Annotated in this window: 26 protein-coding genes; 14 read left to right on the forward strand and 12 right to left on the reverse strand. The window is 72.0% G+C overall.

The features are described 5' to 3' along the window. Nucleotides 1–53: 53 nt before the first annotated feature. Nucleotides 54–692, reverse strand: a complete 639-nt coding sequence (locus JIX56_RS08500; RefSeq protein WP_257538160.1) for a DUF6518 family protein — start codon at nt 690–692, stop codon at nt 54–56. A 170-nt stretch (nt 693–862) separates the two neighbouring features. Here JIX56_RS08500 and JIX56_RS08505 point away from each other — a divergent pair, with 170 nt between their 5' ends. Further along, the gene (locus JIX56_RS08505; protein WP_257538161.1) at nt 863–1429 is read left to right on the forward strand and encodes a sigma factor-like helix-turn-helix DNA-binding protein; all 567 of its coding nucleotides are present in this window, start codon (nt 863–865) and stop codon (nt 1427–1429) included. A gap of 97 nt (nt 1430–1526) precedes the next feature. After that, nucleotides 1527–1739 carry a DUF4287 domain-containing protein gene (locus JIX56_RS08510; RefSeq protein WP_257550784.1) on the forward strand — a complete coding sequence of 71 codons (213 nt, stop codon included), beginning with the start codon at nt 1527–1529 and terminating at the stop codon, nt 1737–1739. 290 nt (nt 1740–2029) lie between these two features. Here JIX56_RS08510 and JIX56_RS08515 read toward each other — a convergent pair whose 3' ends face one another. Both JIX56_RS08515 and JIX56_RS08520 read right to left on the reverse strand, forming a co-directional pair. Further along, entirely contained in the window at nt 2030–2776 is a 747-nt protein-coding gene (locus tag JIX56_RS08515) for a tetratricopeptide repeat protein (RefSeq protein ID WP_257538162.1), read from the reverse strand. Nucleotides 2777–3280: 504 nt separating this feature from the next. Beyond that, nucleotides 3281–4762: an FAD-dependent monooxygenase gene (locus JIX56_RS08520; RefSeq protein ID WP_257538163.1), complete on the reverse strand. Its 1482-nt coding sequence runs from the start codon at nt 4760–4762 to the stop codon at nt 3281–3283. A gap of 51 nt (nt 4763–4813) precedes the next feature. On the opposite strand from JIX56_RS08520, the gene JIX56_RS08525 reads away from it, so the two are divergent. Continuing rightward, complete coding sequence (locus JIX56_RS08525; RefSeq protein ID WP_257538164.1) at nt 4814–5437, forward strand: TetR/AcrR family transcriptional regulator C-terminal domain-containing protein; 624 nt, start codon at nt 4814–4816, stop codon at nt 5435–5437. A gap of 131 nt (nt 5438–5568) precedes the next feature. On the opposite strand, the gene JIX56_RS08530 is transcribed toward JIX56_RS08525, so the two are convergent. Further along, complete coding sequence (locus JIX56_RS08530) at nt 5569–7947, reverse strand: MMPL family transporter (RefSeq protein ID WP_257538165.1); 2379 nt, start codon at nt 7945–7947, stop codon at nt 5569–5571. 192 nt (nt 7948–8139) lie between these two features. Here JIX56_RS08530 and JIX56_RS08535 point away from each other — a divergent pair, with 192 nt between their 5' ends. From JIX56_RS08535 to JIX56_RS08555, 5 genes are all read left to right on the forward strand, one after another. Next, nucleotides 8140–8781 (forward strand): TetR/AcrR family transcriptional regulator, encoded by a 642-nt coding sequence (locus JIX56_RS08535; protein WP_257538166.1) that lies wholly within the window; start codon nt 8140–8142, stop codon nt 8779–8781. A 397-nt stretch (nt 8782–9178) separates the two neighbouring features. After that, the gene (locus JIX56_RS08540; protein ID WP_257538167.1) at nt 9179–10333 is read left to right on the forward strand and encodes an inorganic phosphate transporter; all 1155 of its coding nucleotides are present in this window, start codon (nt 9179–9181) and stop codon (nt 10331–10333) included. 37 nt (nt 10334–10370) lie between these two features. Beyond that, nucleotides 10371–10604, forward strand: a complete 234-nt coding sequence (locus tag JIX56_RS08545; RefSeq protein WP_257538168.1) for a hypothetical protein — start codon at nt 10371–10373, stop codon at nt 10602–10604. 18 nt (nt 10605–10622) lie between these two features. After that, complete coding sequence (ppk2, locus tag JIX56_RS08550) at nt 10623–11516, forward strand: polyphosphate kinase 2 (protein ID WP_257538169.1); 894 nt, start codon at nt 10623–10625, stop codon at nt 11514–11516. 112 nt (nt 11517–11628) lie between these two features. Continuing rightward, nucleotides 11629–12642 carry an NAD-dependent epimerase/dehydratase family protein gene (locus JIX56_RS08555; protein ID WP_257538170.1) on the forward strand — a complete coding sequence of 338 codons (1014 nt, stop codon included), beginning with the start codon at nt 11629–11631 and terminating at the stop codon, nt 12640–12642. A 29-nt stretch (nt 12643–12671) separates the two neighbouring features. On the opposite strand, the gene JIX56_RS08560 is transcribed toward JIX56_RS08555, so the two are convergent. Then, a complete protein-coding gene (locus JIX56_RS08560) occupies nt 12672–13784 on the reverse strand; it encodes a sensor histidine kinase (protein ID WP_257538171.1) in 1113 nt (370 codons plus the stop codon). A 2-nt stretch (nt 13785–13786) separates the two neighbouring features. After that, nucleotides 13787–14521 (reverse strand): response regulator transcription factor, encoded by a 735-nt coding sequence (locus tag JIX56_RS08565; RefSeq protein WP_257538172.1) that lies wholly within the window; start codon nt 14519–14521, stop codon nt 13787–13789. A 115-nt stretch (nt 14522–14636) separates the two neighbouring features. On the opposite strand from JIX56_RS08565, the gene JIX56_RS08570 reads away from it, so the two are divergent. From JIX56_RS08570 to JIX56_RS08580, 3 genes are read left to right on the forward strand one after another with little or no spacing between them, the layout of a single operon-like run. Beyond that, a complete protein-coding gene (locus JIX56_RS08570) occupies nt 14637–15353 on the forward strand; it encodes a glycosyltransferase family 2 protein (protein WP_257538173.1) in 717 nt (238 codons plus the stop codon). Then, complete coding sequence (locus tag JIX56_RS08575; protein WP_257538174.1) at nt 15350–15967, forward strand: TIGR04282 family arsenosugar biosynthesis glycosyltransferase; 618 nt, start codon at nt 15350–15352, stop codon at nt 15965–15967. Before JIX56_RS08570 ends, JIX56_RS08575 begins: the two co-directional genes overlap by 4 nt. Beyond that, nucleotides 15964–16983: a class I SAM-dependent methyltransferase gene (locus tag JIX56_RS08580; protein ID WP_257538175.1), complete on the forward strand. Its 1020-nt coding sequence runs from the start codon at nt 15964–15966 to the stop codon at nt 16981–16983. Before JIX56_RS08575 ends, JIX56_RS08580 begins: the two co-directional genes overlap by 4 nt. A gap of 316 nt (nt 16984–17299) precedes the next feature. Here the strand turns inward: JIX56_RS08580 and JIX56_RS08585 are convergent, their stop codons facing one another. Beyond that, nucleotides 17300–18568, reverse strand: coding sequence for a molybdopterin-dependent oxidoreductase (locus JIX56_RS08585; RefSeq protein ID WP_257538176.1), 1269 nt, complete (start codon nt 18566–18568; stop codon nt 17300–17302). Between the two features lie 170 nt (nt 18569–18738). Between JIX56_RS08585 and JIX56_RS08590 the strand changes: the two genes are divergently transcribed. The 3 genes from JIX56_RS08590 to JIX56_RS08600 all read left to right on the forward strand — a co-directional run bounded on the left by JIX56_RS08590 (nt 18739) and on the right by JIX56_RS08600 (nt 21323). After that, nucleotides 18739–20139 carry a hypothetical protein gene (locus JIX56_RS08590; protein ID WP_257550785.1) on the forward strand — a complete coding sequence of 467 codons (1401 nt, stop codon included), beginning with the start codon at nt 18739–18741 and terminating at the stop codon, nt 20137–20139. 395 nt (nt 20140–20534) lie between these two features. After that, nucleotides 20535–20729, forward strand: a complete 195-nt coding sequence (locus JIX56_RS08595; protein WP_257538177.1) for a DUF2795 domain-containing protein — start codon at nt 20535–20537, stop codon at nt 20727–20729. Nucleotides 20730–20909: 180 nt separating this feature from the next. Further along, nucleotides 20910–21323: an SRPBCC family protein gene (locus JIX56_RS08600; RefSeq protein ID WP_257538178.1), complete on the forward strand. Its 414-nt coding sequence runs from the start codon at nt 20910–20912 to the stop codon at nt 21321–21323. Nucleotides 21324–21591: 268 nt separating this feature from the next. On the opposite strand, the gene JIX56_RS08605 is transcribed toward JIX56_RS08600, so the two are convergent. The 5 genes from JIX56_RS08605 to JIX56_RS08625 all read right to left on the reverse strand — a co-directional run bounded on the left by JIX56_RS08605 (nt 21592) and on the right by JIX56_RS08625 (nt 25181). Next, on the reverse strand, nt 21592–22488 hold the full coding sequence (locus JIX56_RS08605) for a glycosyltransferase family 2 protein (RefSeq protein ID WP_257538179.1): 897 nt from the start codon (nt 22486–22488) through the stop codon (nt 21592–21594). Nucleotides 22489–22502: 14 nt separating this feature from the next. After that, nucleotides 22503–23456 (reverse strand): glycosyltransferase family 9 protein, encoded by a 954-nt coding sequence (locus tag JIX56_RS08610; RefSeq protein ID WP_257538180.1) that lies wholly within the window; start codon nt 23454–23456, stop codon nt 22503–22505. A 345-nt stretch (nt 23457–23801) separates the two neighbouring features. Then, nucleotides 23802–24380: a D-glycero-alpha-D-manno-heptose-1,7-bisphosphate 7-phosphatase gene (locus JIX56_RS08615; RefSeq protein WP_257538181.1), complete on the reverse strand. Its 579-nt coding sequence runs from the start codon at nt 24378–24380 to the stop codon at nt 23802–23804. Next, nucleotides 24377–24565, reverse strand: coding sequence for a hypothetical protein (locus tag JIX56_RS08620; protein WP_306819834.1), 189 nt, complete (start codon nt 24563–24565; stop codon nt 24377–24379). The genes JIX56_RS08615 and JIX56_RS08620 overlap by 4 nt, the downstream gene beginning before the upstream one ends. A gap of 451 nt (nt 24566–25016) precedes the next feature. Beyond that, nucleotides 25017–25181 (reverse strand): hypothetical protein, encoded by a 165-nt coding sequence (locus JIX56_RS08625; protein WP_257551549.1) that lies wholly within the window; start codon nt 25179–25181, stop codon nt 25017–25019. Nucleotides 25182–25331: the final 150 nt, after the last annotated feature.

Here is a 25331-nt window from a genome sequence, read left to right on the forward strand (position 1 = left end):
AGCGCCTCTTACTCCAGCCAAGAGCTCCCGCCATCCCGGTGCTTGTTCCCGCGTTACACCGATCCGAGCAGGCCGTCGAGGATGCCCTCCTCGGCGAGGTAGAAGGCGAGACCGCCAACGGGAGCGAGCACGGCGCACAGCCAGTAGCGCTGCACCCCGGCGCGCGCCAAGTAGATGGTCAGGAGAGCGGTGAGCAGTGCGCCGACGACCATGAAGACGGCCGCCTCTCCCCAGTAGTGGAGCGCCAGACCCAGCCAGAGCGCCTCCCCCAGCGTCACCATCGCGATGACTGCCCCGGCCACCGCCCGCACGTCCCCCCGCCCGCGCCGTACCGTCCACCCGGCCCACCCCAGCAGCGGCCCTCCAGCCAGCCCCGCCATCGACCACACGACGGCGGTTCCGAGCCCTCCGGCCCCGAATGTGTCGCCGAGCGTGGACGCCGCGTAGTAGCCGCCGCAGGTGGCGAGCATCATCAACGCTCCGCCCCAGACGGCGAGCGGCCGGACACGGATCAGTGCACCGGCGGCAGCAGTCCAGATGATCCAGGTGGACACCGAGTTGGTCGCCCGCTCCAACAGGGGTGTCGTCCCGTGCAGGCCGTACGTTGCCCAGCCGAGCAGCAGCCCGAAGATCGCGGTGGCGGTGAGGATGGTGACGGGGGTATCGCGATGGGAGGCGGTTAAGGTAGCCATGCCCACGACTATACACACGGAGTATACGTGCTGTGTATAGCAACTGAGGGCACGGGCCTGCACAGACCCCGCCGCTGTGGCCCTCAATCACTCGCCGTACGCCACGTCATCGACGACGCCTTGGAAGCTGCTTCTGATCCCTTGATCACTTACCTTCGCCGTTTCAGTGCGTGTGCCATGCGTGGAAGTTCCTCGTACGGCAGTCGGCCGTCCTGGGATTCTCGGCACGCGAAGTCGCAGACCTGCACGGCTGCACCGTCACCTCGGTCAACAGCGCCCTCCAGCGCGCCCGCGCCACACTGGCCGCCCGGCGCGAGGCGGCTGGCGACACGGCGGTACCGCCGCCCGACGCCGTTCAGCGGGCACTGGCGAAGCGGTATGCCGCGGCCTTCTCCAGCTTCGACATGAAGGAGCTGAACATGCTGCTACACGTGGACGCCACCATGTCCCTGCCGCCGTACGCCCTGTGGATGCGAGGCGTCACCGACATCCAGGCATGGCTGACCAGACCCGCCGTCGGCTGCCGGGGATCCCGGCTGGTCCCCGCCCTGGCGAACGGCTCGCCGGCCTTCGGCCCGTACCGGCCCAGCGTCCCCGGAGCGGGATTCGAGCCCCGGGCCCTTCAGGTCGTCGACATCTCCGAGGACCGGATCACCGACATCCATGTCTTCCGGGACACCGAGCGGCTGTTCCCGCTCTTCAACCTGCCCCCGCACATCGGCGAGCAGGAGGTGTGACGCAGCACACCTTCATCGACCGATGACTCCGTCCGTGCCCCTCGGTCATACCAGCGAAAACACCGAAGCAGCACAACGGACAGACAGGATGGCTGACATGACCGCCACCGCGAAGGGCCCTGCCAGCTACTTCCCTTCCATCGAGAAGAAGTACGGTCGCCCGATTGCGGAGTGGAAGGACCTGATCCGCTCCTCCCCTCTGACCAAGCACATGGAGCTCGTGAACTGGCTCAAGGCCGAGCACGGGCTGGGCCACGGTCACGCCAATGCCCTCGTCGCGCACACTCTCGCCGAGCGGTCCGGCAACTGAGCTGCCACGCATGGGAGCGCATGAGGTGGTCCGAGCGCACCCTCGTCAACGACGGGGGTGCTGCTCTCATCCCGTGACTGGGGTGGGTCGGGGTCGCCCCTCGTCCTGTTGCACGGACCGCGCATGGGTGACGGCACAGCACCAGGGACAAGCCCTGCTCCACCGCGTCGATTCCTCAAACAGCCCCACCGACACCGACCTCGCAGCGCTCGACGACTGGCTACAGGACGTCTCCGAAGCCTCGTAATCCACAGAATTTGACAATTATTCGGTTGGCAGCGGTCGGCCTCTTAATCATCCGCTTCAGACTCCATCTGCCATTTGCGTGCAAGGTGCCCGCTCGGGTCCCGTCCGTAGCGCAGAAGCACATCGGCTTCGTCGCCCAGGAGTCCGAGCCTCAGGGCGGGGAACCAGCCGCCAAGCAAGCTCACTCCGGCATCGGCAGCGCGCCAGAACCAGGCGAGTGCCTCCTCCTTTCGGCCTGCGATGGCCAATTGACCGGCTGCTGCCTGCAGCGCGTTGGTGTCGCCCTTGTTGGCTGCTCGTTCGTACCAGGGAAGGGCGTCGTCCAGACGATCCGCCATCATCAACCGGTCGGCCGTCCATCGAAGCACGGTATTGCTCCCATCGGCCGCCGCGCGCTCGGACCAGAGCTGTGCTTCGAGGAAGCGCGCCGCGCGCCATAACTCGTGCGCGGCCTTCCGCGCGGCGTTACTGTCCCCATGAGCGGCTGCTCGTTCGTACCAGGAAAGCGCGTCGTCCAGACGATCTGCCGTCACCAACTGGTCCGCCGCCCAACGGAGCGCCGTGATGTTCCCGTTGTCGGCTGCCCGCTTCGCCCAGGTCAGTGCTTCGTCCAGACGACCCTCCGCTGCGAGCAGTCTTGCCGCAGTCTCCAGGGCATCCGGCCCGCAGGTTGAGGATGCGCGCTCCAACCATGTCTCAGCGGCCTTCCAACGGCCCACGGATGCGAGCGCAGTGGCTGCCCAGTAAAGAGCGGCATCGTCACCGCCCTCGGTTGCGCGGTCGAACCACACCAACGCCTGCTTGAGGTTCCCCCGAGATGCGGGGAAAGGTGACAGCAGGTCAGATGGGTCTCATGAGAGGAGCCCAGACGATGCCTGCCCCGAGGAAGTACCCGCTGGAGTTGCGTGAGCGTGCGGTGCGGATGTACCGGACCGCCGAGCCGAAGCCGGTGATCCGCCGCATGGCCGAGGAATGATGTTCGAGAGCGACGTGAGAATCTGCCGGGCGTAGCGCGGCGAGCATTCGCTTTCCGGCGCGGCGGCTGCCGCCGCGCCGCCCATCCCACACTCCCTCACCCCTTCAACCCCTGCCAGGGACATGGGTGCCGGCGTCGATGGCCGCGCAAGGCCGGGGGTCGGTGAGGAGCGGTACGCGCGTCCCGGCGCCGACGCGGTCGCCCGGCATGGTGCCCAGCGCGAACCCCGCTGCCCGTCGGCGGCGCTGAGATGCACTGAACCGGCGCTTGAACCAGACCTCCGACTTGTACGTCAGAGGCTCCGATCGGCGGGGTGCGGTCAGCCGGCCGCAGTGCGGTGGGTGGTGGCGAGCGCCCGGTCCACGGCGGCGGACAGCGCGGTGTCGTCCTCGTCGATGCCGGCCCAGGCGACGTGCCCGTCGGGGCGGATGAGGGCGGCGCGCACGGTGGCCCAGGCGGCCGGGGGCAGGTCGAGGGTCGCGGTGTGCACCGTGAGCCCGGGCCGCGTCCGGTCCGCCAGGACGCCCGCCGTCAGGTCGAGCAGGAGGTGGCTGTCCGGGCGCAAACGGGAGAACAGGTGGTTCTCGGAGCCGGTGAACGCGAGGTCGGGAGCGCGGCTGCCGGTGAGAGGGTGGGCTGTCGGGTCCGGCGAGGGGTAGCTGACGGCGAGCGCGGTGAGACGTTCGGACAGGGCCTTGTTCAGTGCCGGCTGGGTGGCGATCATCTTGCTGAACAGGGAACGCAGGTCGAGACCTTCGGGTGTGAAGCCGGTCATCAGGGCGGTCTGGGCACGGCTGTGTTCCATCAGCTGGGCGCCTACGGGGTGGCGCTCGGTGTGGTAGGTGTCGAGCAGGTGGTCAGGGGCCCAGCCGCGGAGGGTGGCGGTGATTTTCCAGCCGAGGTTGTGCGCGTCCTGGATGCCGACGTTCATCCCGACGCCACCAGCCGGGAAGTGCTGGTGGGCGGCGTCACCGGCGAGCAGGATCCGGCCTCGCCGGTACTGGGCGGCCAGCCGAGTGGCGTTGCCGAATCGGGAGAGCCAGACCGGGTCGCGCATCCCGAAGTCCTCGCCCGTGATGGCGACGGTCCTGGTCCGCAACTCCTCCAGGGCGAGGTCGCCGGGCCATTGGGTCGTGAGGCTGTCGGGGCTGACACCGACCACGCGGTACCGCCCACCGGGCAGCGGCGCGACCATCACCCCACCCCGGAGCCCGAAGGCGCTGAACCCGGGCCGCGGCGGGTTGTCAAGGGTGACGTCGCCGAGCCAGCCCAAGACGGTGGAGGGCGTACCGCCGAAGTCGATGCCGGCGTCGGTGCGCACGGTGCTGCGGGAGCCGTCGCAGCCGATGATGAACGCCGCCTGGAGTTCGTACGGCCCGTCCAGCCCGTCCACCTGCGCGATCACCGACTCCGCGTGCTCGGTGAACCCGGTGACGCGATGACCGCGCACGATCGTGGCGCCGAGCGCGAGCGCGTGATCCTCCAGTAGTTCCTCGGTGCGGGACTGGGGCAGGGCGAGGGTGTACGGGAACGGAGTCTCCATCGCCCGGAAGTCGAGCCGGTCGTCGAGCATGGCGAAGTGGCCGCCCGGGATCGGCAGGCCCTCGGCGAGGAAGGGCTTGTGCACGCCGCGCGAGGCCAGGATCTCGATGGTGCGTGGGTGGATGGTGAGGGCCTTGGAGCGCTGGTCGATGTCCACACGCTCCTCGACGACGGTGACGGAAACCCCGCCCAGCCGCAGTTCGGCGGCGAGCCAGAGCCCGACCGGGCCCCCTCCGGCGATGACAACCTGCTGTTCCATGGACCATCCTAGGTCAGTGACCAATAAACTTGTCCGCAGTAGACTAGGTCAATGACCAATAGGCAAGTGCGCGAGGACCGCGGCCCGCGGCTGGACCCCGGAACGGTGATCCGCACCGCGCTGGAACTGCTGGACGAAAAGGGCCTGGACGCCCTGTCCACCCGAGCGGTCGCCGACCGGCTCGGCGTACGGATGAACACCGTGCTGTGGCATGTGAAGACCAAGGCCCGGATGCTGGAGCTGATGGCGGACGCCGTCGTCGGTGAAGCCCCGCTGGACGACCTTCCGGCCCCCTGGGACGAGCGCGTCCGCGAACTGGCCCGTCGGTACCGCCGCGCCCTGCTCGCCCACCGCGACGGCGCCGCGCTCGTCGTCGGCACCTACGCCGCCGAGCCGCATACCCTGCGTTTCGCCGACACCCTGGTGGGCGCGCTCCTCGACGGCGGTCTGGACGAGCGTGAGACCGCCTGGACCACGTGGACGATCATCTACTTCACCCTCGGCCTCACCCAGGAAGAGCAGGCGGCGGTCCACCACTCCCCCAGCGGCCGTCTGGCGAACGCGGTCTCCGAGACGGCCTACCCCGCCCTCCGTCGCGTCCTCGGTCATCTCGACGCGGAATCATTTGGCGATCGCTTCGAGTTCGGCCTGTCCGCGATCCTCACGCGAAGGTGACCGAGGACCGAAGGTGACCGAGGACGAGGAAGGGACCAGACAGGACTCCGCCCGCCGAGCAGCAAGGATCCCCGAACGCGTAGAGAGGGGCAGGGCGGGCCGGCGCCGTCGCCCCACCCCGACTTGTACGGTCAACCAGTGATGTCCGCCTCCTGCACTGCGGCGGCGTGCGGCTGGGCGGCAGCGGGGCGGGGTGGCGGAATCTTCTGCGCGAGTTTGTCGCCCTCGACGTCGAGGTCGGGCAGGACGCGGTCCAGCCAGGCGGGGAGCCACCAGGCTTTCTCCTGGGCGAGGGCCATGGTGGCCGGGATGAGTGTCATGCGGATGACGAAGGCGTCGATGACGATGCCCGCGGCCAGCGCGAATCCGGCCTGCTTGACCATGGGCTGGGCGTTGAAGACGAACCCGGCGAAGACGGAGACCATGATGGTGGCCGCCGCCACGACGACGGAACTGGCGCGTGCGAAGCCGGTGATGGTGGCGTTCAGCGGGGTGGCGCCGTGGACGTGCGCTTCGCGCATGGAGGTGACCAGGAACATCTGGTAGTCCATGGCGAGCCCGTACAGGACGCCGGTGATGATGATGGGCAGCAGGCTCACGACGGGCGCGGTGGCGTCCAGTGCGATCAGGCCCTGCAGCCAGCCCCACTGGAAGACGGCCGTGGTGACGCCGAAGGTGGCCGCGATGGTCAGCAGGAAGCCGAGAGTGGCCGTCACGGGGACCATGACGGAGCGGAAGACCAGGAGCAGGACGATCAAGGAGAGCCCGAGCACGGTGGCCACGTAGAGGGGCAGGGCATCGGCGAGTCGGTCGGAGACGTCGATGGCGAGGGCGGTGAAGCCGGTGACGCCGATGGTGACGCCGGTGGTGGTGCCGGTGGTCGCGCTGATCCGCGCGCTTGCGTCCCGTACGGCCGTCACGACGTCCTTGGTGGCGTCGTCGTTGGGGCCGCTGCCGGGGACGAGGGTGAGGATGGCCGTGGTGCCGGCGCTGTTCATCCCGGCCAGGGACACGGAGGTCGCGCCCTTGACGTTCCTGAGATCGGCGGTGACCGCGGCGAGCGTTGCCGGGGTGAGCGGGCGCTCCTCGGCGGTGGAGTTGACGGCGATCATGAGTGGGCCGTTGTAGCCGGGCCCGAAGGCGTCGCTGACCAGGTCGTAGCTCTGGCGCTGCGCGGTGTCGGTGTTGAAGCTGGCGCCGGAGGGCAGGCCCATCCTCATGTCGGCGGCGGGCACCGCCAGGATCACGGGGATCAGAAACGCGGCCGCGAGGGCCGGGTACTTGTGGCGGACCAGGTGCGCGCCCCAGCGGGTCGCCCGCGTGCGCCGGGCGTGCTCGGCGTCGGCCGCCCGCCGCTGCGCCCGGCGCCGTGTGCGGGCGGGACAGACACGCTCCTTGACCAGTCCCAGCAGCGCCGGCAGCAGGGTCAGGACGAGGAGGACGGCGACGGCGATCGTGGCGGCGGCGACGACGGCCATGGTGCTGAGCAGGGTGATCCCGACGACCAGGAGCCCCGCCAGGGCGATGATGACGGTGCTGCCGGCGAAGAAGACCGCGCTTCCGGCGGTGCCGATCGCGCGGCCGGTCGCTTCGTGTGCGTCCAGGCCGTCGTCGAGGATCAGCCTGCGTTCCCGGTTGACGATGAACAGGGCGTAGTCGATGCCGACGGCCAGCCCCAGCATGAGAGCCAGGACCGCGGTGAGCGAGTGGATCTCGAAGACGGTGGAGAGGGTGAAGGCACCGCCCACGCCCACCGTGACGCCGACCAGGGCGATGACCAGGGGCAGGCCCGCCGCGACGACCGACCCCAGGGTGACCAGCAGGACGATGGCCGCCACGACGACGCCGACGGCCTCCCCGGCGCCGATGACCTCCGGTATCTCCATCATCGACGCCGACGGCAGGACGTCCAGGCCGCCGCGGGTGGCCTCTCGCTCGGCGGCCTCGACGGTGCTGTCGACGGTCCCGGAAGGAAGCTCGTAGGTCTGCTCGTCGAACTGGAACTGCATCAGGGCCGCAGAGCCGTCGGCGGATACGACGACGCCGGGCACCGGCTGTCCGTCCAGTTGCAACGGGACGGGTGTCCTGCCGGAGGACGGCTGTCCCGCGGCCCGGGCCACCGCCGCCTGGGCCTGCGCCAGCGGGCTGCTGTCGCCCTTGGCGGCTTCCTCGGCGAGGGCTTTCCGGGTGTCGATGACATGGTCGTGGCGGTAGACGGCGTCCACGGCCGCCAGCAGAGCGCTCTGGACCTTCCTGTCGCCGATCCGGGCGCCGGCCGGTGCCTCGAAGACCAGCATGCCCTGTCCCCCGGACGCCTCCGGCAGGGACCTGGCCAGATCGTCGATGACCTGCTGGGACGGGGTGCCGTCGATGCGCACCTCGTTGCTCACCCTGACCGGGTTGGCCACCAGAAGCCCCACGACGGCGGCCACCACGGCCAGCCAGCCCCCGATGACATACCAGGGTTTGCCGTAGGCGAACCTTCCCAGCCGGTACAGCAGAACGGACACAGCTCTCTCCTGTCTTCAGGCGTCTCGGGTGTCTCAGGCGTCTTCATGCGCCCCGCAGGCCCCACCGGAGGTTGTATGAGAGGGCCTAATGAGAGGACGCTATCGAAGCGATAGGAGACTATCAAAGCGATAGATAACTATCGGCTAGGCGAGGGGCGGATAACCTTCACCACGAGCAGGAAGGAGCCGCAGATGGCCACCACCCAGGGCGACCGCGCCCGGCGACGCAGAGTCGACGCACGCTCCACCATGGAGCGCATCACCGCCGCCGGACGGACCGTCCTCGGCACGGGCGAAGCCTCCCTCGAGCAGATCGCGGCCGAGGCCGGCGTGGGCATCGCCACGCTTTACCGCCACTTCCCCAACCGGGAAGCCATCGTCCGGGCCGTACTCGACGACATCCTCGAAAGCGACCTGCTCCCTCTCATCGACCGCGCCGTCGACAGCCCCCACCCCCGCCGGGCCCTCCAGGACATCGCCACGCGCCTGCTCGACCTGATCACGGACGAGAAGGGGCTGGTCACCTTCGCGAGCAACTTCTCCGACGTCGCCGTGGACGCCCTTCAGCGCTTCAGCGAGTCGTTGCACCCTCTGCTGCTTCGCGCACAGCAACAGGGTGAGGTCCGCCATGACCTCACCGCGGAAGACATCCCGCGCTTTCTCGTCATGGCCGTCGCCGGGCTCGCGATCCCCGGCACCGCCCCCTCGACGAGGGCCCGTTTCACCGCCCTGCTGTTCGACGCGCTGAACCCCGCCAACGCGACCCCCCTGCCCCCGCTGCGGCCTGAGGAGGGAGACCTGCGCACCGCGGTGGGCAACATCGCCCACACCTGACGCTCGGAACCATCTCGACCACGGTCTCCTCGGACCCGCACCGCAGCGCGGAGATCGCCTTCTGTACAAGATCGCCTTCTGTACATCCGCCCGGCCACCGGCGGCAACAGGTGACCCGCGTGCGGCTGCGGGCACTTGGCTGTCGGCTTGCGATCGGGATGGTGATGCTGCGGCTGTTCGGGACGCCGGGGACCTCCAGTACGGCCTGGACTGTGCGCTCTCCGGCCGCGAGGGCGCCTTCCATGTGTCCGGCGTGGTCGGTCGCCGTCTCGGGTCGACGCCCAGTGCGCCGGGCGGACGGTGCTCGCACGGACTTGCAGGTGGCATGACCACGCGCATGCGTAGCCTTTGCCTCCGCTTCGCCGCCCGTACGTCTCGGCTTGCTTGCATCGGTGGCATGGACCACATCACGTTCCTCGTGGCCGTCGTCATCGTCACGGCCCTCGCCTTCGACTTCACCAACGGCTTCCACGACACGGCGAACGCGATGGCGACGTCCATCGCCACCGGTGCCCTGCGGCCCAGAACGGCGGTCCTGATCAGCGGCGTACTGAACGTCGTCGGCGCGTTCCTGTCCACCGAGGTCGCGAAGACGATCTCCGGCGGCATCGTGGACGACACCCTGGTGACACCGGGCATGATCTTCGCCGGTCTGGTCGGCGCCATCCTGTGGAACCTGACGACGTGGCTGCTCGGGCTGCCGTCGAGCTCCTCGCACGCGCTGTTCGGCGGTCTGATCGGAGCCGTCTGGGTGGGCGCCGGTGAACACGGTGTGCACTTCGGCAAGGTCGTCGAGAAGGTGCTGATCCCGGCGGTCGCCTCGCCGCTGGTCGCGGGTGTGGCCGCGCTGACCGCGACGTATCTCGCGTACCGGATCACCGCCCGGGCCCGGCAGAAGACGGTGACGAAGGGCTTCCGGCTCGGGCAGATCGCCTCGGCCTCACTGGTCTCGCTGGCGCACGGCACCAACGACGCGCAGAAGACGATGGGCGTCATCACGCTCACGCTGATCTCGGCGGGGGCGCTCGGCCACGACGCCGGGCCGCCGCTGTGGGTGATCGCGTCGGCCGGACTCGCGATCGGCCTCGGTACGTACCTCGGCGGCTGGCGGATCATCCGGACCATGGGCAAGGGGCTGACCGACATCCAGTCGCCGCAGGGCTTCGCGGCGGAGGCTGCGTCCACGACGGTCATCCTGACCTCCGCGCACCTCGGCTTCGCGCTGTCGACCACACAGGTGTGCTCCGGCGGCATCCTCGGCGCGGGACTGGGCAGGCGTCTCGCCGAGGTGCGGTGGGGCACAGCGGGACGGATGGTGGTGGCGTGGCTGGTGACACTGCCCGCCGCCGCGCTGGTCGGCGGTCTCTCCGCGAGCGTGGTGACGCACGGCGGGAACTTCGGCCTCGTGGTGATCGCGCTCCTCGCCCTCGCCGTGGCCGCCTTCATCGTCCTCATGTCGCGCCGCGACCCGGTGCACGCGTCCAACGTCAACGAGACCCACGAGGTCGGTGTCCGCGGCGCGGTGCCGGCGCAGGTCTCCACCGCCGCCTGAACCGCCCGCGTCGGGGAGAGCAAGGAGAGTACGTACGATGCAGCTGGACTGGAGCGCCCTCGGCGAGGTCGCCGCGGTGAGTACCGCGGTCACGGTCGGAGTGGTCGTCGTCTTCGCCCTGGGAGTGCTGGGGCTGGCCCGCGCGGAGACCGCGCGGGAGGGAGAGGGAGGCACCGACGCGGTGGGGCTCGGCGTGGCCGGGCTGTGCTTCCTGGCGTGCGCCGCGGTGGTGGCGTACGGGATCTATCTGATCGTGCCGCAGTTCCACTGATTCTCACGGGGAGTAGAAATGACCGAACTGCTCAGCGACATGCGCGTCGACTACAGCGACCACGACGACCCGGTGCTGATCCGGCCCGACGGCAGCACGGTGGACACCTGGCGGGAGAACTACCCGTACTCCCGGCGCATGGAGCGCGGGGAGTACGACTGGCACAAGCGGCTGCAGCAGATCGAGCTGCTGAAGTTGCAGAGCTGGATCAAGGAGTCGGGGCGTCGGCTGGTCGTCGTCTTCGAGGGGCGGGACGCGGCCGGCAAGGGCGGCACGATCAAGCGCTTCACCGAGCACCTCAATCCGCGCGGCGCACGGGTGGTGGCCCTGGAGAAGCCGACCGAACGCGAGAAGGGGCAGTGGTACTTCCAGCGGTACGTCGAGCATCTGCCGACGGCCGGGGAGATCGTGCTCTTCGACCGGTCCTGGTACAACCGGGCCGGTGTGGAACGGGTCATGGGCTTCTGCACGGACGACGAGTACCGACGCTTCATGCGGCAGGCGCCCGCCTTCGAGCGGATGCTCGTCGACGACGGCGTGGACCTGGTGAAGTTCTGGTTCTCGGTGTCCCAGGGCGAACAGCGCACCCGTTTCACGATCCGTCAGGTCGATCCCGTACGGCAGTGGAAGCTCAGCCCGATGGACCTGGCGTCGCTGGACCGCTGGGACGACTACACCTCCGCGAAGGTCGCCATGTTCCGCGAGACGGACACCGAGCAGGCCCCGTGGACCGTGGTGAAGAGCAACGACAAGAAGCGGGCCCGCGTGGAGGCCATGCGCAGTGTGCTGGCCCGCTTCGACTACACCGGCAAGGACCACGAGGTGGTCGGCGAACCGGATCCGAGGATCGTGGGCGCGGCGGCCACCCTGTTGGAGGCCGGGGAGGACGACGACCTCCAGGACGGCTGGTAGGCGACCATGCTCGGGGCGTGGCCTCGTCGCCCGCCGCGCGGTGTCTTACGGACCCGTGACGTGCCGGGCGCGCCCGCCGTCGCGGCGGGTGCGGCGCCCTAGCGTGGGGCTCATGCGTGTACTGGTCACCGGCGGTGCCGGGTTCATCGGGTCCCATGTCGTGGAGGCGCTGGCGGCGCGCGGGCACGAGCCCGTCGTGCTCGACGTCCGCGAGAACGCGCGGGCGGACGTACGGGCGGACGTACGGGACGGGGAAGCGGTCCGCCGCGCCCTCGCCGGGGCCGACGCCGTGTGCCATCAGGCGGCCATGGTCGGCCTCGGTACGGGTTTCGCCGACGCGCCGGAGTACGTGTCCCGCAACGACCTGGGGACGGCGGTGCTGCTGTCCGCGATGGCGGACGCGGGTGTGGGGCGGCTCGTGCTGGCCGGGTCGATGGTCGTGTACGGGGAGGGGCGATACGCGTGCGGGCGGCACGGGGTGGTGCGGCCGGCGCCACGCGACGTCGCCGACCTCTCGGCCGGGCGCTTCGAGCCGCTGTGCCCGGCATGCGGCGAGCAACTGTCGCCGGGGCTCGTGGGCGAGGACGCGCCGGCCGATCCGCGGAACGTGTACGCGACGACGAAGCTCGCCCAGGAGCATCTGGCGGCGGCGTGGGCACGGGCCACGGGCGGGGCGGCGGTGTCGTTGCGCTACCACAACGTGTACGGGCCCCGGATGCCCCGCGACACCCCGTACGCCGGCGTCGCCTCCTTCTTCCGTTCGGCGCTCGCGCGTGGGGAGGCCCCCCGGGTGTTCGAGGACGGGCGGCAGCGGCGGGACTTCGTCCATGTACGGGATGTGGCGGCGGCCAATGTCGCGGCGCTGGAGGCGGGTTCGGCCGAGGGTGCGCTGACCGCGTACAACACCGGGAGCGGCGAGCCACGCACGGTCGGGGAGATGGCGCGGGCGCTGGCCGCCGCGTTCGGCGGGCCCGAGCCGGTCGTCACCGGGGAGTACCGGCTCGGGGACGTACGGCACATCACCGCCGACTCCTCGCGGCTGCGGGCGGAGCTGGGCTGGAAGGCGGAGGTCGCCTTCGCGGAGGGGATGCGGGAGTTCGCGCGGGCCGGCCTGCGTGACGCGTAGGACCCCCTGGACCGGTGGTGCTGTCTGCCTCAGGAAGCGGCTGCGGGCAGCACCACCTCGAAGCGGCAGCCGCCGGGGATGTTGCGTACGGTGGCGGAGCCCCGGTGGGCCTCCACGATTCCCCGGACGATGGCGAGGCCCAGGCCCGCGCCGGCCGGTGGGGTGCGGGCATGGGTGCCGCGCCAGCCGGTGTCGAAGACGCGCGGCAGGTCCTCCTCGGGGATACCGCCGCAGCCGTCCGTCACGGACACGACGACCCCTTCGGGTGAGCGTACGGCCGCGACCGCGACCGTGCCGTCGGCCGGGGTGCGGCGGATCGCGTTCACCAGCAGGTTGCCGAGGACCCGGCTCATCTCCTTGCCGTCCACCTCGACCGGCACCGGCTCGACGCTCTCGCCCACGAGTCTGACCCCGTGTTCACGGGCGAGCGGATCGGCGCCCGCCAGGGCGTCGCCCACCAGGTCGTACAGGGACATGCGGGACGGTGTGAGGGCGAGGGCTCCCGCGTGGATACGGGAGAGCTCGAAGAGGTCGCCGACCATGCCGTTGAGGCGTTCGACCTCGGTGCGGATCTGCCGCAGATAGCGGTCGGGGTCGGCGGCCACCCCGTCCTCCAGTGCCTCGGCCATGGCGCGCAGTCCGGCGAGCGGGGTGCGCAGGTCGTGCGAGATCCAGGCGACGAGTTCGCGGCGGGAGGACTCCAGCGCGCGTTCGCGTTCCCGTGACGCGGCGAGTTTCGCGCTCGTGGCGGCCAACTCGGCGCTCAGTGCGGCGAGTTCCGCGGTCGCCGGGCCGTCGGGGGCCGCGAAGTCGCCGCCGTCGCCGAAGGAACGGGCGGCGAGTTGGAGGGCCAGGCTGCGGGCGACGACCCAGCGGCCGAGGAGGACGGCGGTCGCCAGGGAGACCACGGCGGCCATGGCCACGACCGTCGTCACCACGGTCAGGTCGTGCGCGGAGAGGAACATCGCCCATGCCACGGCGAGGGTGCCCGCGAGCATGGCGGTCACCGCGACGGCGGCGACGACGGTGAGCGACGTGGTGAGCGAGCGGCGGCGCAGCAGCCACAGCGCGGCCGCGCCGAGCAGTCCGGCCGCACCGGCGCCGAGGAAGGCGAACAGCGCTATCAGCAGGGTGTCGCCCATCGTCAGTCCTCCCTGCCATCGGCGTCGACCGGGGTGGGGGTGGGGTCGAAGCGGTAGCCGACGCCCCACACGGTCTGGATCAGCCGCGGCCGGGCCGGGTCGTCCTCGACCTTGCCGCGCAGCCGGCGGATGTGGACGGTGACCGTGGACAGGTCGCCGAAGTCCCAGCCCCACACCTCGCGCATCAGGTCCTCGCGGCTGCAGGCGCGGCCCGGGTTGCGCAGGAAGAAGGCGAGGAGGTCGAACTCCCGGACGGTGAGGGCGAGTGGGGAGCCGTTCCGGGCGGCACGGCGGGCGGCCGGGTCGACGGTGAGGCCGGCCGAACGCAGGAGGCCCGTACCCGCATCGGGCCGTGCGCGGCGCAGGACGGACTCGACGCGCAGCACCAGTTCGCGGGGGCTGAACGGCTTGGTGACGTAGTCGTCGGCGCCCACCTCCAGGCCGAGGATGCGGTCGTCCTCGTCGCCCCGGGCGGTGAGCATGATGACCGGCACCGGGCCGTGTGCCCGCAGCCGGCGGCACACCTCCAGGCCGTCCATGCCGGGCAGCATCAGGTCCAGCACCACCAGGTGCGGCCAGTGGGCGGCGGCACGGGCCAACGCGGCCGGGCCGTCCTCGGCATGGTCCACGACGTATCCGGCCCGGTCGAGGTATCCGGCGACGACCTCGGCGACCGTGGGGTCGTCGTCGACCACCAGGATGCGGGCCGCCGCCGGCCCACTCGGTTGCTGTTGCATGCCGCCAGCGTCGCACCCTGCCCTGCTCCCGCACCGCCCGCCCGGCACGCGGGGTCTCTCACGTCCGCGTTTCGTAAGAACCCGAAGTCTGATATGCGCACTTCGTCCTCGTAGGGTGAAAGCCGTGACGACCTCTCCCACATCGCCGGACGTCGATGTCGTGCTCCCCTGCCTCGACGAGGCCGAGGCTCTCCCCTGGGTCCTGGCCCGCGTCCCACCCGGCTGGCGTGCCCTCGTCGTGGACAACGGCTCCACCGACGGCTCGGCGGACCTCGCCCGCGAGCTGGGGGCGACCGTGGTCCACGAGCCGCGCCGCGGCTTCGGCGCCGCCTGCCATGCCGGGCTGACCGCCGCCACGGCCGACCTCGTGTGCTTCTGCGACTGCGACGCCTCCCTCGACCCGTCGCTCCTCGTCCCCTTCGTACGCGAAGTGGCCGACGGGCGGGCCGACCTGGTGCTCGGCAGGCGCCGCCCGCAGGGCCGCGGGGCGTGGCCCGCGCACGCCCGGGCAGGCAATCTGGCGCTGGCCCTGATGCTGCGCCGCCGCACCGGGCTGCGCCTGCACGACCTCGGCCCGCTGCGCGCCGCCCGCCGTGAGCCGCTGCTCGCCCTCGGTCTCACCGACCGGCGCAGCGGCTATCCGCTGCAGATGGTCGTGCGCGCCGCCGACGCGGGCTGGCGTGTCACCGAGCACGACGTGCCGTACCTGCCGCGCACCGGCGCCTCCAAGGTGACCGGCACCTGGCGGGGCACCTGGCAGGCGGTTCGGGACATGAGCCGCGTGCTGAACGAACCGTCCGCGCCCGTCACCGCGGGAGGAACCCGCCGATGACCACGCTCCTCGTCATCGCCAAGGAGCCGAGGCCAGGACGGGTGAAGACCCGGCTCACCCCGCCGTTCACTGCCATCGAGGCGGCGGCGCTCGCCGAGGCGGCCCTGGTCGACACCCTGCGCACCGTCGCGGCCACTCCCGCGCGCCGTCGCGTGCTGGTGCTGGCCGGGGAGCCCGGCCCCTGGCTGCCGCCCGGCTTCGACGTCGTACCGCAGTGCGCGGGCGGACTGGACGAACGGCTCGCCGCGGCGTTCGCCGGCTGCGACGGCCCGGCCCTGCTCATCGGCATGGACACCCCGCAGGTCACCCCGGAGCTGCTGACCGTCGACTTCACCGAGTGCGACGCGTACTTCGGTCCGGCGGAGGACGGCGGCTTCTGGGCCCTGGGCCTGGCCCAACCGGACCCGGGCCTCCTGCGCGGCGTGCCCATGTCCACGCCCGCCACCGGCGCCGTACAGCGCGCCCGGCTCGTCGCCGCAGGCCTGCGCGTCCGCGATCTGCCACGGCTGCGGGACGTCGACACGGCCGCCGACGCGGAGGCGGTCGCCGCGATCGCGCCGCATGGCCGGTTCACGGCGGAGCTGGCCCGGCTGCGGGCGGTCACCCGCCGATGAGCACCGCGCAACAGGAGACCCCGGGGAGGTCCTGGTCCGGGGATCCCTACGCCAAGGCCCTGCGCACCGGCCGTGGCCCGCTCTTCCTGCGTCGCGACGACGGCTGGCTGCTGCCCCTGGAGGTGGAGCGGTGGTGCGCCCGCGCCGACGCCGTGGACCAGGAGGTCCTCCGGCGGTGCGAGGGAGCGGTGCTGGACGTGGGCTGCGGGCCGGGACGGCTGGTGGTGGAACTCGCCGCGCTGGGACGGCCCGTACTCGGTATCGACGTCAGCGAGGCGGCCGTCGCCCACACCGTGGGACTCGGCGGGCAGGCCCTGCGGCGCTCGGTCTTCGCACCGCTGCCCGGCGAGGGCCGCTGGGGCACCGCCCTGCTCCTCGACGGGAACCTCGGCATCGGCGGCGACCCGCGCGCCCTGCTCCGTCGACTCGGTGAACTACTGCTCCCCGGCGGGCTGTTGATCGCCGAGACGGTCCCCGCGGACGTGGACGAGCGCGTCGAGGTCCGCCTCGTGGGGGCCGCCGGCGGCAGCAGTCCCGTCGGCGCCCACGAGACGGCCGACAGCAGCGGCCTCAGCAGCCCCCACGAGACGGCCGGCGGCAGCGGTCCCGGCAGCCCCCACGAGACGGCCGACAGCAGCGGTCCCGGCAGCCCCCACGAGACGGCCGACAGCAGCGGTCCCGGCAGCCCCCACGAGACGGCCGACAGCAGCGGTCCCGGCAACCCCCACGAGACGGCCGACAGAAGCGGTCCCGGCAACCCCCACGAGACGGCCGGCAGCAGCGGTGCCGGTGATGCCCCGTTCCCGTGGGCCCGGCTCGGCACGCCGGCGCTGCTGCGGTGCGCCCGTCCGCTCGGCTGGCGCGCCGCCGGTCAGTGGACGGCGGGCGGCCGGTCCTTCGTCGCCCTGCGCAGCCGCAGGGCCAGCAGCAGCGCCGAGCCACCGAAGAGCAGGGCCGTGATCAGCAGCCAGCGGGGCAGGAAGCCGTCCGCCGAGAGCGCGGTGGCGGACGCGTAGCGGTCCGTCACCCTGCCGCTGATCAGCGGGAACCACACCAGCAGGAGCAACCCGGAGAGAGCCGCCGGTACGCGCACATACGTGACCCACTCGCGGTGACCGGCCGCCTCGGAAGCCCGTACGACCGCACGGTCGGCGATCGCGTACAGCGGCAGCAGGACCAGGTCGTGCACCACCGCCGCGCCCACGAACCACAGCGCGACCTCGAACCAGTCGTCCGCGAACAGCCGTACCCCCGCATATCCGGCGAACGCGAACGAACAGGCGAGGAGCAGCAGGTGGAACGGGCTGCCGAGCGGCAGACGGAACTTCCCCATCACAGGTCTCCGAACGTCATCCGGGCCACCCACTTGGTGTTGAGGACACCGGGCGCGGCGGGCACGATGACACGCGCCGGGTAGCCGTGGTCGGGGGTCAGCGGCTCCCCGTTGACGTCCAGGGCGAGCAGGGAGCGCGCGTCGCGCACCTGGTTGGCGCGCAGGGCGGCCCTGCGGAAGGCACCGCGCCGCTGAAGGGACTCCACCAGGACGTCGGGCGGCGCGTCGGCCTCGTACCCGACGAGGGCGGCGAGGTCGCGCAGCCGTACGCCCCGCCACCACTGGTCGGAGGTCGACCACCCCTCCACGCAGGCGATGGGCAACGCCGCGCTGTGCAGGGGAAGTTGGAGCAGATCGGCCCGGCTGAGCCGTACGGTGCCGCCGGGCCCGGTCACCGTCAGCCGCCACGCCTCCTCGGTCGTCTCCGCCGCGCTGATCCCGCGTGACGCGGCCGTCTTGTTGATCTGGAAGCCGCCGGGGCCGCTGCCCGGCTCGGCACCGCCGTGCGGGGCGAGGAGGGCGGTGGCCCGCAGCGGCCCGTCGAAGTTCTGCCCCGCCGTGGTGACGAACAGCAGCAGCGAGCCGCCTCCGACCAGCCCCAGCGCCCCGCGTCGGGAGGTGGTGGGCTCGGCCGGGTCCGGGGACACGAGCGAGGGCTCCGCCGAGGACACCGGCGGAGCCTCCGGCTCCCCGCCGCGCGCCCGCTCCCGCATGCGGCGCAGGTTACGCAGCGCCGTCGGCGCCCTCAGCACCACATGCGCGACGAACGCGGCGAAGAACACCCAGGCGCCGTAGAAGTGCAGGGGGTAGAACGAGCCGGGGAAGAGGTAGTCGAGCTGGACGTTGAGGACCCCGGTGACGAACTCGAAGAGGGCGCCGCCGACCAGCAGGAGCAGCGACAGACGCTCCAGCGCGTGGGCGAGCGACCGGACGGGCGGCAGCTGGAACAGTCTCGGCACCACCGACCACAGCTTGGCCAGCAGTACGGGGACCAGGGTGATGCCGAGCGTGACGTGCACGCCCTGGTTGAGGCGGTACAGCCAGGGCGGGTCGGTCGGCCAGGCGAACAGGTAGAAGCCGAGGATCCCCTTGTCGGGGGTCTGGTCGTTCACGGGCGACAGTCCCGGGTTGTACGCCGCGTAGGACAGCAGCCCCGTCACGAACAGCACCATGACCCCGGCGAGCAGCACCACCCCGAGTACGGAGGTCAGCCAGGGGCCGCGCAGCGGGCTGCGCCAGAACGCGGGGGAGGAAGGAGTCCGTGCCATGCCCCGACCGTAGGTCCGGAGGCCCGGGCGAGAGGGGCCGCGACCCATGACGAAACGCTGACGTCTGCGCCTGTCAGGGGGCCGTGGACGGCCGTCCGGCCTAGCGTTCCCGCGTGACCCGCGATCTCCGCAACCGTGCTCCCGACGACGGTGACCTCTGCGACAGTGCTCTGCGCGACCGCGACCTCCGGCGCGATCTGTACGCGGCCGTGGCCGCTGTCCTGCTCGTCGTGGCCGCCGCGCTGGTCGGCGTCGCCATCAAACGCGCCAAGGACGTCCTCCACGTGGGCTGGCCACCGCTGTACGCCAACTGGCTGCCGCACACCGGCCCCGGCACCCCGGCCGCACTGGCCGTCGCGGTCGCGGTCGTGGCGTACGGCCCTCAGCTCGCCGCCCGGCTGCCCTGGCGCTCCCTGCTGTGGACCTCCTGGGCCACCGCCATGGCCTGGACGTGGTCCCTCGCCCTCGTCGACGGCTGGCACCGCGGGATCGCGCGGCGGTTGACGACCAGGTACGAGTACCTCCAGGTCATCGACCGCTTCGACGACATCCCCGGCACCCTGCGTACCTTCACCGGCCACATCCTGGAGGGTTCCCCGGACCAGTGGCCCCCGCACGTCGCCGGACACCCGCCGGCGGCCACCCTCACCTTCGTGCTGCTCGACCGGATCGGTCTGGGCGGCGGAGCATGGGCCGGCGTCTGGTGCGTCACCGTCGGCGCCACGGCGTGCGCGGCCGTGCTCGTCACGGTCCGGGCCGTGGCCGGGGAGGCCCTGGCGAGGCGGGCGGCACCCTTCCTGGTCCTCGCGCCGGCCGCGGTATGGATGGGCACCTCCGCCGACGGCTACTTCGCGGCGGTCGCCGCGTGGTCCGTGGCCCTGCTCGCGCTCGCGCTGACCGGACGCACGGCACTCCGACGCCGGACGGCGGCGTTCGGCTCGGGGCTGCTCTTCGGCCTGACCTGCTACCTGTCGTACGGGCTCACGCTGTTCGTTCTGATCGCGGCAGGCGTGCTGGTCCTGGGGCGGCACCAGCTCCGGCATCCCGCCCGGGGGCTGTTCCTCCTGCTCCCCGGCCTCGCCGTCGTCCCGCTGCTGTTCACCCTCGCCGGGTTCGACTGGTGGGAGGCGTACCACCTGCTGGTCCGGCGCTACCACCAGGGTGCCGGCGGCTTCCGCCCGTACGGCTACTGGGTGTGGGCGAACCTCGCGTGCACGGTGCTCGTCGTGGGCCTGGCGACCGTGGCGGGCCTGCGGCGGGCAGGTGTCACGCTCGTCCGGCGGCGCCACCGCCTCGTACCCCGGCGGCGGGACGGCATCCTGCCCCGCCCGGGCCGGCCCGGCGGCCCCGATGCCGAGTTCCGCCTCGCCCTGCTCGTGTCGGCCGCCGCGCTCGCCCTGCTGGTCGCCGACCTGTCCGGGATGAGCAAGGCCGAGACCGAACGGATCTGGCTGCCGTTCGCGCTGTGGCTGCTCCCGGCCTGCGCTCTCCTCACCCGGCCGCGCGCCTGGCTCACCACCCAGGCCGCCCTCGCCCTGCTCCTCAACCACCTCCTGCTGACCGGCTGGTGACCGGCTGGTGACCGGCTGGTGACCGGCTGGTGACCGGCTGCGGGGCTCCGCTCACGCAGCGGCGGCAACGCGCATCCGTCGCCGCTGCGGGGCACCCTGGACGCATGGGGCAGAGGACCGTGAAGTCATGACGGTCGACGTGACGGCTGACCACGTCATTCCGCTGCCACCCGAACGGGTGGCCGCCTACGCCATGGACTGGCGCCACGACGCCTGGGGGCACCTCCCATGCCCGTTCAGGGCTACGGGGGAGGACGCAGGGCATCCGCACGGCGGAGCTGACCAGGCAGGCGGACGGGGGCGGCTTCGGCATCGTCGCAAACATCGATTGGCACGGCAGCCCGTCGGGTACCGGCCGGCGGCGCGGCCCCGCGCCACACGGAACGGAGAACGCCATGGCAGAGATCAGTCCCCTCGACCTGCAGAAGGCCCTGAAGGACGCCGACTATCCGGCCAGCAGCGACGATCTCATCTCGCTGGCCGAGAACAACGGCGCCGACGACGCCGTCGTCAAGAAGATCTCCCAGTCCGGGACGAAGCAGTTCGACGGACCCAACGACGTGCAGAAGTCCGTCTTCGGCAACGACTAGCAAGACGGTGGAATCCGCGCTCATCGTCGGCTCGGCCGAGTCGACACCATGGCCCCGGCCTGCCCGGACGGTTCCCCCCTCGATCACCGCGCCATGGGCGACCGGTAGCGGCGGGGATTGGGTTCGGGCGGGCCGGGCACGCGTTCCGCCGTACGACCCCGAGGCTAGGACGGTTCCGCGATGACCGAGTACGAACGTTCACGGACGATGCCCGCACTACCCGAACACATCTTCGATCAGGCCGCCCATGTCGACCAGCTGGAGACCTGGCTGCCGCAGGACCTGCACGTGAACGCCGGGGATCTTCCCGCCGTCACCGTGCACGAGGACCGCACCGACGAGGACACCTCCGCCTTGTTCCGCGCCCAGCGGGACCAGATGCGGCTCGAATGGGGGACCCGCGACCAAGGCAGCTACGCGGGGTGGCTCCAGGTAGCGGGTATCGGCAGCGGAGCCAGTGAGGTGACGGTGCACCTGTCGTTCTTCGACGACAGCCACGACCCGGGCGAGAAGGCCGTCCGCGACGCCCTGGAGAGCAGCCTTCAGCGGCTGGAGGAGCAGGTGCGGCTGCGCGTCGACAACGCGGCCGGCTGACCGGCGGGCAGCGCACGGCACATGCACGCGCCCGGCAGTACGCCGTCGCAGCGCCCAGCAGTACGCCGTCGCAGCGTCCGGACCGTGGGCCGCCGAGGAGGAGGGCAGCCAACCCCCGGCCGTGAGCGCCACACGACGGGGCCCGGTGGCAATGGACCCCGCCGGGAGGTCCATTGGAGTGGCTTTCCCCGGCCTGGACGGGGTCGGAGCCGTGAGCGGCGGGCGGGGCGGTCGTGGATCTCCGGCCAGGATGCCGGCGTGGCCCCGCTCAGCCCGTGTACCGGCGGGCGGTCGACCGGCGTTGGGGATCCTCCAGCAGCCGCAACCGTGACTCGACCTCCGCCGGCAACACCCGCCGTTCACGCAGCACCCACGGCAACGCGGCCGCCGCCTCAGCGAAGGCCAGCACAGACGTGGTGTCGCGAGGGACCGTGCGGGCCAGGTACGCGGTGCGGCGCAGTGCACGACCCGCCGGGCGGCGAAGCCAGGTGAACCACAGGGTGTTGCGGATGCCGTGGGTCCGGCGCAGCGTGGCGTCCCTGACGACCGACGGATGATGATGGGCCGTCAGGTGGTCGGCGTACGTCAGCCACCAGCCGTCGACGGCGAGGTCCGCGGCGAGCAGTTCCTCCTCGCCGCCGAGCCACAGCCGGGGATGGAAGCCGCCGGCGGCCCGGAAGGCGTCGGCCCGCAGTACGGTCGCGGCGGCGAGGAAGGAGCCGAGAGCCGGTCCCGGAAGCCAGCTCGGCCCGGGGATGGGCGAGTCGCGCAGTTCGGTGACGATCGGGTCCTCGGTGCCGTCCGGTTCGACGACGATGCGTGCCGTGACCGCTCCGAGCGCGGGATGCCGGTCGAGCAGGTCGGCGGCCCCGGACAACGCGCCGGGCGCCCACCAGGAGTCGTCGTCGCTGAACGCCACGTACGGGGTGTCGAGGGCGCGCACTCCGTCCGTGCGGGCGAGGGCCCCCCGGTTGAACGGCAGGCTCAGCACCCGCACTTGGGGGAAGCCGCGGGCGAGCAGGTCGCGGGTGCCGTCGGTGGAGGCGTTGTCGGCGACGACGACGGGAGGCCGCTCGGGCAGGTCGAGGAGGTGGCGGAGGGTGCACGCGAGCGAGGGCGCGCGGTTGCGGGTGGCGATGACGACGCCGACGGATGCGTGGGGCATGGGATGTCGGTGGGTCATGGGATGTCGGTGAGTCGGCCGAAGGCTTCCAGGACGTCTTCGGGGCGGATACGCGACAGGACCGGGTCGGTGCGGCGCCCGTGGGGGTCGCCGTCCGGGCCCGGGTGCCACAGGACCTGGTGGCGTGGATGCGCGGGTGGGCCCCAGCGGCTGGGCGGCACGGGGCCGAAAAGGGTGACGGAGGGGGCGGCGTGGGCCACGGCGAGGTGGGCGATGCCGGTGTCGCCGCTGACCACGGCGCGGGCGCCGGCGACGAGCGCGGAGAGCCGTCCGAAGGGAAGGCCGCCGCCGAACACGTCGGTGTCGGGCAGCCGCGCCTCCTTGGTCAGCCGGGCCACCAGGTCCTCCTCGCCGGCTCCCCCGGTGACCACGACCCGGTGGCCGCGCTCGCGCAGGGCGGTGGCCACGGTCGCGTAGCGGTCGACGGGCCAGCAGCGTGACGGCGCTCCGGCACCGGGGTGCAGGACGATCGCGCCGGGCGCCGGGGACGGGTCCGCCGGGCGGGGCAGCCGTAGGTCCAAGGCGTCGGCGGCCATGCCGTACGCCTCGACGAAGCGGCACCAGCGGTCCCGTTCGTGTTCCTCGGCGTACCAGGGCGGTCCGTCGATCTCGGGCGTGTCGGGGTGCGCGAAGGCCAGGAGCCGGCGGGGACGCAGGGTCTGCAGGAGCCGGTGGCTGGGCGGCCCGTTGCCGTGCAGGTCGACCGCGACGTCGGGTGGGGGCCCGGTCCAGTCGAGGCTGCGGGGTACGGCGCGGCCGGGGGCGGAGGCGGGCAGCAGCCGGTCGACCGCTCCCGTCGCGGCCGCCACGGGGGCGAGCTCGGCCGGGGCTGCCAGCACCAGTTCGTGGTCCGGGAGGCCCCGGCGCAGCGCGCGCAGCGCGGGGACACCGGCGAGGAGGTCACCGAGGCCCAGGGCGCGCAGGACGAGCAGACGGGGGGGCGTGTTCATGGGGCTCCTTCCCGTACACGTGCCGTCGGCGCGGTGGCGGAGCGGCCGTCGAGGTACGCCAGCAGGACCGCCTGCCCGCCCCACTCCTCGAGCGGCGCGGCCTCGGGCAGGTCGGTGCGGAGGACATATCTCCCCCATCGGCTCTCTCGACGGGGCCACGCAGGGCGCCACCGACCGGTCGCCGAGCAGCACGCAGGGCACGCCGTACGGCCGCGGCGCTCGGCCGGCGCGCCAGGCGCGTCCGGCGCGCAGAGCGAGACGACGGGGTGCCGACAGCGGCGGCGAGGCGGGCCGGCCCGTCGAGCGGTACGTCGCCGAAGCTGTCGAGGCGGGTGCCGGGCGCTTTCACCGTGGCCTCCCGTCGGCGTCGTGGGCGGCTTCGGTGGCCAGGGCGCTCCGGAGCGGTGGCCCTGTCAGCACCGCGCGTACGGCGGTCAGGAGGTCCGGCGCCACATGGTCGGCGCTCGCCGTCTCCTCCGGCCGTGTCCGCGGGGTGGGGACGAGGATGCCCTGGGCGCCCGCCCGGCGGGCGGCCTCGACGTCGGCGCCGATGTCGCCGATGACGACGCAGTCGGCGGGCGCGGTACAGATCCGGCCGGCCGCCCACAGGATCAGGCCCGGTTCGGGCTTGCGGCAGTGGCAGCCGTCGTCGGGGCCGTGCGGGCACACGGACCAGACGTCGAAGGGGCCGAGGAGCTCGTCGACGCGGCGGTTGACGCGGCGCACGTCGGCGTCGGTGAGCAGCCCGCGCGCGATGCCGGACTGGTTGGTGACGACCCCGGTGCGGATGCCGCGCGAGCGCAGCAGGCCGACCGCCTCGTGGGCTCCGTCGACCGTGCGGACCCGGTCGGGGTCGCCGTTGTAGGGGACGTCATGGACGAGGGTGCCGTCGCGGTCGAACAGCACGGCCTTGACGGGGCTCATGCCGCCACCTCGCGCCAGGAGGGGACGTCGCGGTGACGCCGGGGTCCGCTCAGCCGGTGCCAGGTCGCCGCGGGCGGGATGAGCGCGCTGGTCAAGGGCATCGTCGTCCCTTCGTGGCGGGTGGGCGGTCCGGGCGCGGTCGCGGCCTGGTCGAGGAACAGGGCGTTGATGCCGAGGGTGCGCATGGGGTGGCCGCTCCGTCCCGGTGGCTTGCGGGGCTCGTGCTACGGATTCGCGAGTGCCGCTGTCCCGGCTGTCTCAAACACTTGGAGACAGCTCGTCATGAACAAGCGCATTTCTCACTCTTCGTCCCGCACGGAACGCGCTGCGTCGCCGGGCTCCCGCAGCAGGGGCGTTCTGACTGCCGGGCTCGAAGAATGCCTGACTGAGGCCAGGCGCCTGAAGGAATCGGCGGCCGGTTCAGACTGCCGCCGAACGAGTGAATCAGTCGATCATGTGTGCGGTGCTTCGTAGAAGGGTCCGGGCCCGCGAGGGACGCGATCACGGCCGTGACCTCGCGGGCGTCGCCGGACATCCGGTGTCCGTGCCGCGATCTCCTTGTCCCGCTTCGAGGACTCACCGCGGCCTTCGGCACCCTTCTCGATGTATCAGGGGTGCTCGGAGCGTCCTGATGTATCAAGGGTGCTCGGAGCGCTGGTCCGGCGGCACACCTCCACCTTTCCCACCGCCCTTGGTGCCCTTGTCCGTGCCATGGGCAGGGCCGCGCTTCGTCTTGGACTCCTCCGCCTTGAGTTCGGCGCTGTTCTGCGGGGTGGCACCGCCCTTTCCCATGGTGCCCACCCGAAGCATCCGAACCTCGGACGGCCGCCTCGATCCCGAAGACCTCCCGGACGACGCGTTCGCAGCGCCGGGACCGGGCAGCCGCGCCACCTTTGACTACGGCCCCCGGGCCGACCCTTGCCGCCGGGAAAGCCGGCTCGGCAGGGGGCG

The organism is Streptomyces sp. CA-210063 (assembly GCF_024612015.1).
Classification (GTDB): domain Bacteria; phylum Actinomycetota; class Actinomycetes; order Streptomycetales; family Streptomycetaceae; genus Streptomyces.

Bases quoted from the DNA above. Each gene is read 5' to 3' on its own strand.
- JIX56_RS08500 (WP_257538160.1), bottom strand. From the start codon at position 692: ATGGCTACCTTAACCGCCTCCCATCGCGATACCCCCGTCACCATCCTC.
- JIX56_RS08510 (WP_257550784.1), top strand. From the start codon at position 1,527: ATGACCGCCACCGCGAAGGGCCCTGCCAGCTACTTCCCTTCCATCGAG.
- JIX56_RS08520 (WP_257538163.1), bottom strand. From the start codon at position 4,762: ATGGAACAGCAGGTTGTCATCGCCGGAGGGGGCCCGGTCGGGCTCTGG.
- JIX56_RS08525 (WP_257538164.1), top strand. From the start codon at position 4,814: ATGACCAATAGGCAAGTGCGCGAGGACCGCGGCCCGCGGCTGGACCCC.
- JIX56_RS08535 (WP_257538166.1), top strand. From the start codon at position 8,140: ATGGCCACCACCCAGGGCGACCGCGCCCGGCGACGCAGAGTCGACGCA.
- JIX56_RS08540 (WP_257538167.1), top strand. From the start codon at position 9,179: ATGGACCACATCACGTTCCTCGTGGCCGTCGTCATCGTCACGGCCCTC.
- JIX56_RS08545 (WP_257538168.1), top strand. From the start codon at position 10,371: ATGCAGCTGGACTGGAGCGCCCTCGGCGAGGTCGCCGCGGTGAGTACC.
- ppk2 (WP_257538169.1), top strand. From the start codon at position 10,623: ATGACCGAACTGCTCAGCGACATGCGCGTCGACTACAGCGACCACGAC.
- JIX56_RS08555 (WP_257538170.1), top strand. From the start codon at position 11,629: ATGCGTGTACTGGTCACCGGCGGTGCCGGGTTCATCGGGTCCCATGTC.
- JIX56_RS08560 (WP_257538171.1), bottom strand. From the start codon at position 13,784: ATGGGCGACACCCTGCTGATAGCGCTGTTCGCCTTCCTCGGCGCCGGT.
- JIX56_RS08565 (WP_257538172.1), bottom strand. From the start codon at position 14,521: ATGCAACAGCAACCGAGTGGGCCGGCGGCGGCCCGCATCCTGGTGGTC.
- JIX56_RS08575 (WP_257538174.1), top strand. From the start codon at position 15,350: ATGACCACGCTCCTCGTCATCGCCAAGGAGCCGAGGCCAGGACGGGTG.
- JIX56_RS08580 (WP_257538175.1), top strand. From the start codon at position 15,964: ATGAGCACCGCGCAACAGGAGACCCCGGGGAGGTCCTGGTCCGGGGAT.
- JIX56_RS08585 (WP_257538176.1), bottom strand. From the start codon at position 18,568: ATGGCACGGACTCCTTCCTCCCCCGCGTTCTGGCGCAGCCCGCTGCGC.
- JIX56_RS08595 (WP_257538177.1), top strand. From the start codon at position 20,535: ATGGCAGAGATCAGTCCCCTCGACCTGCAGAAGGCCCTGAAGGACGCC.
- JIX56_RS08600 (WP_257538178.1), top strand. From the start codon at position 20,910: ATGACCGAGTACGAACGTTCACGGACGATGCCCGCACTACCCGAACAC.
- JIX56_RS08605 (WP_257538179.1), bottom strand. From the start codon at position 22,488: ATGCCCCACGCATCCGTCGGCGTCGTCATCGCCACCCGCAACCGCGCG.
- JIX56_RS08610 (WP_257538180.1), bottom strand. From the start codon at position 23,456: ATGAACACGCCCCCCCGTCTGCTCGTCCTGCGCGCCCTGGGCCTCGGT.
- JIX56_RS08615 (WP_257538181.1), bottom strand. From the start codon at position 24,380: ATGAGCCCCGTCAAGGCCGTGCTGTTCGACCGCGACGGCACCCTCGTC.
- JIX56_RS08620 (WP_306819834.1), bottom strand. From the start codon at position 24,565: ATGCGCACCCTCGGCATCAACGCCCTGTTCCTCGACCAGGCCGCGACC.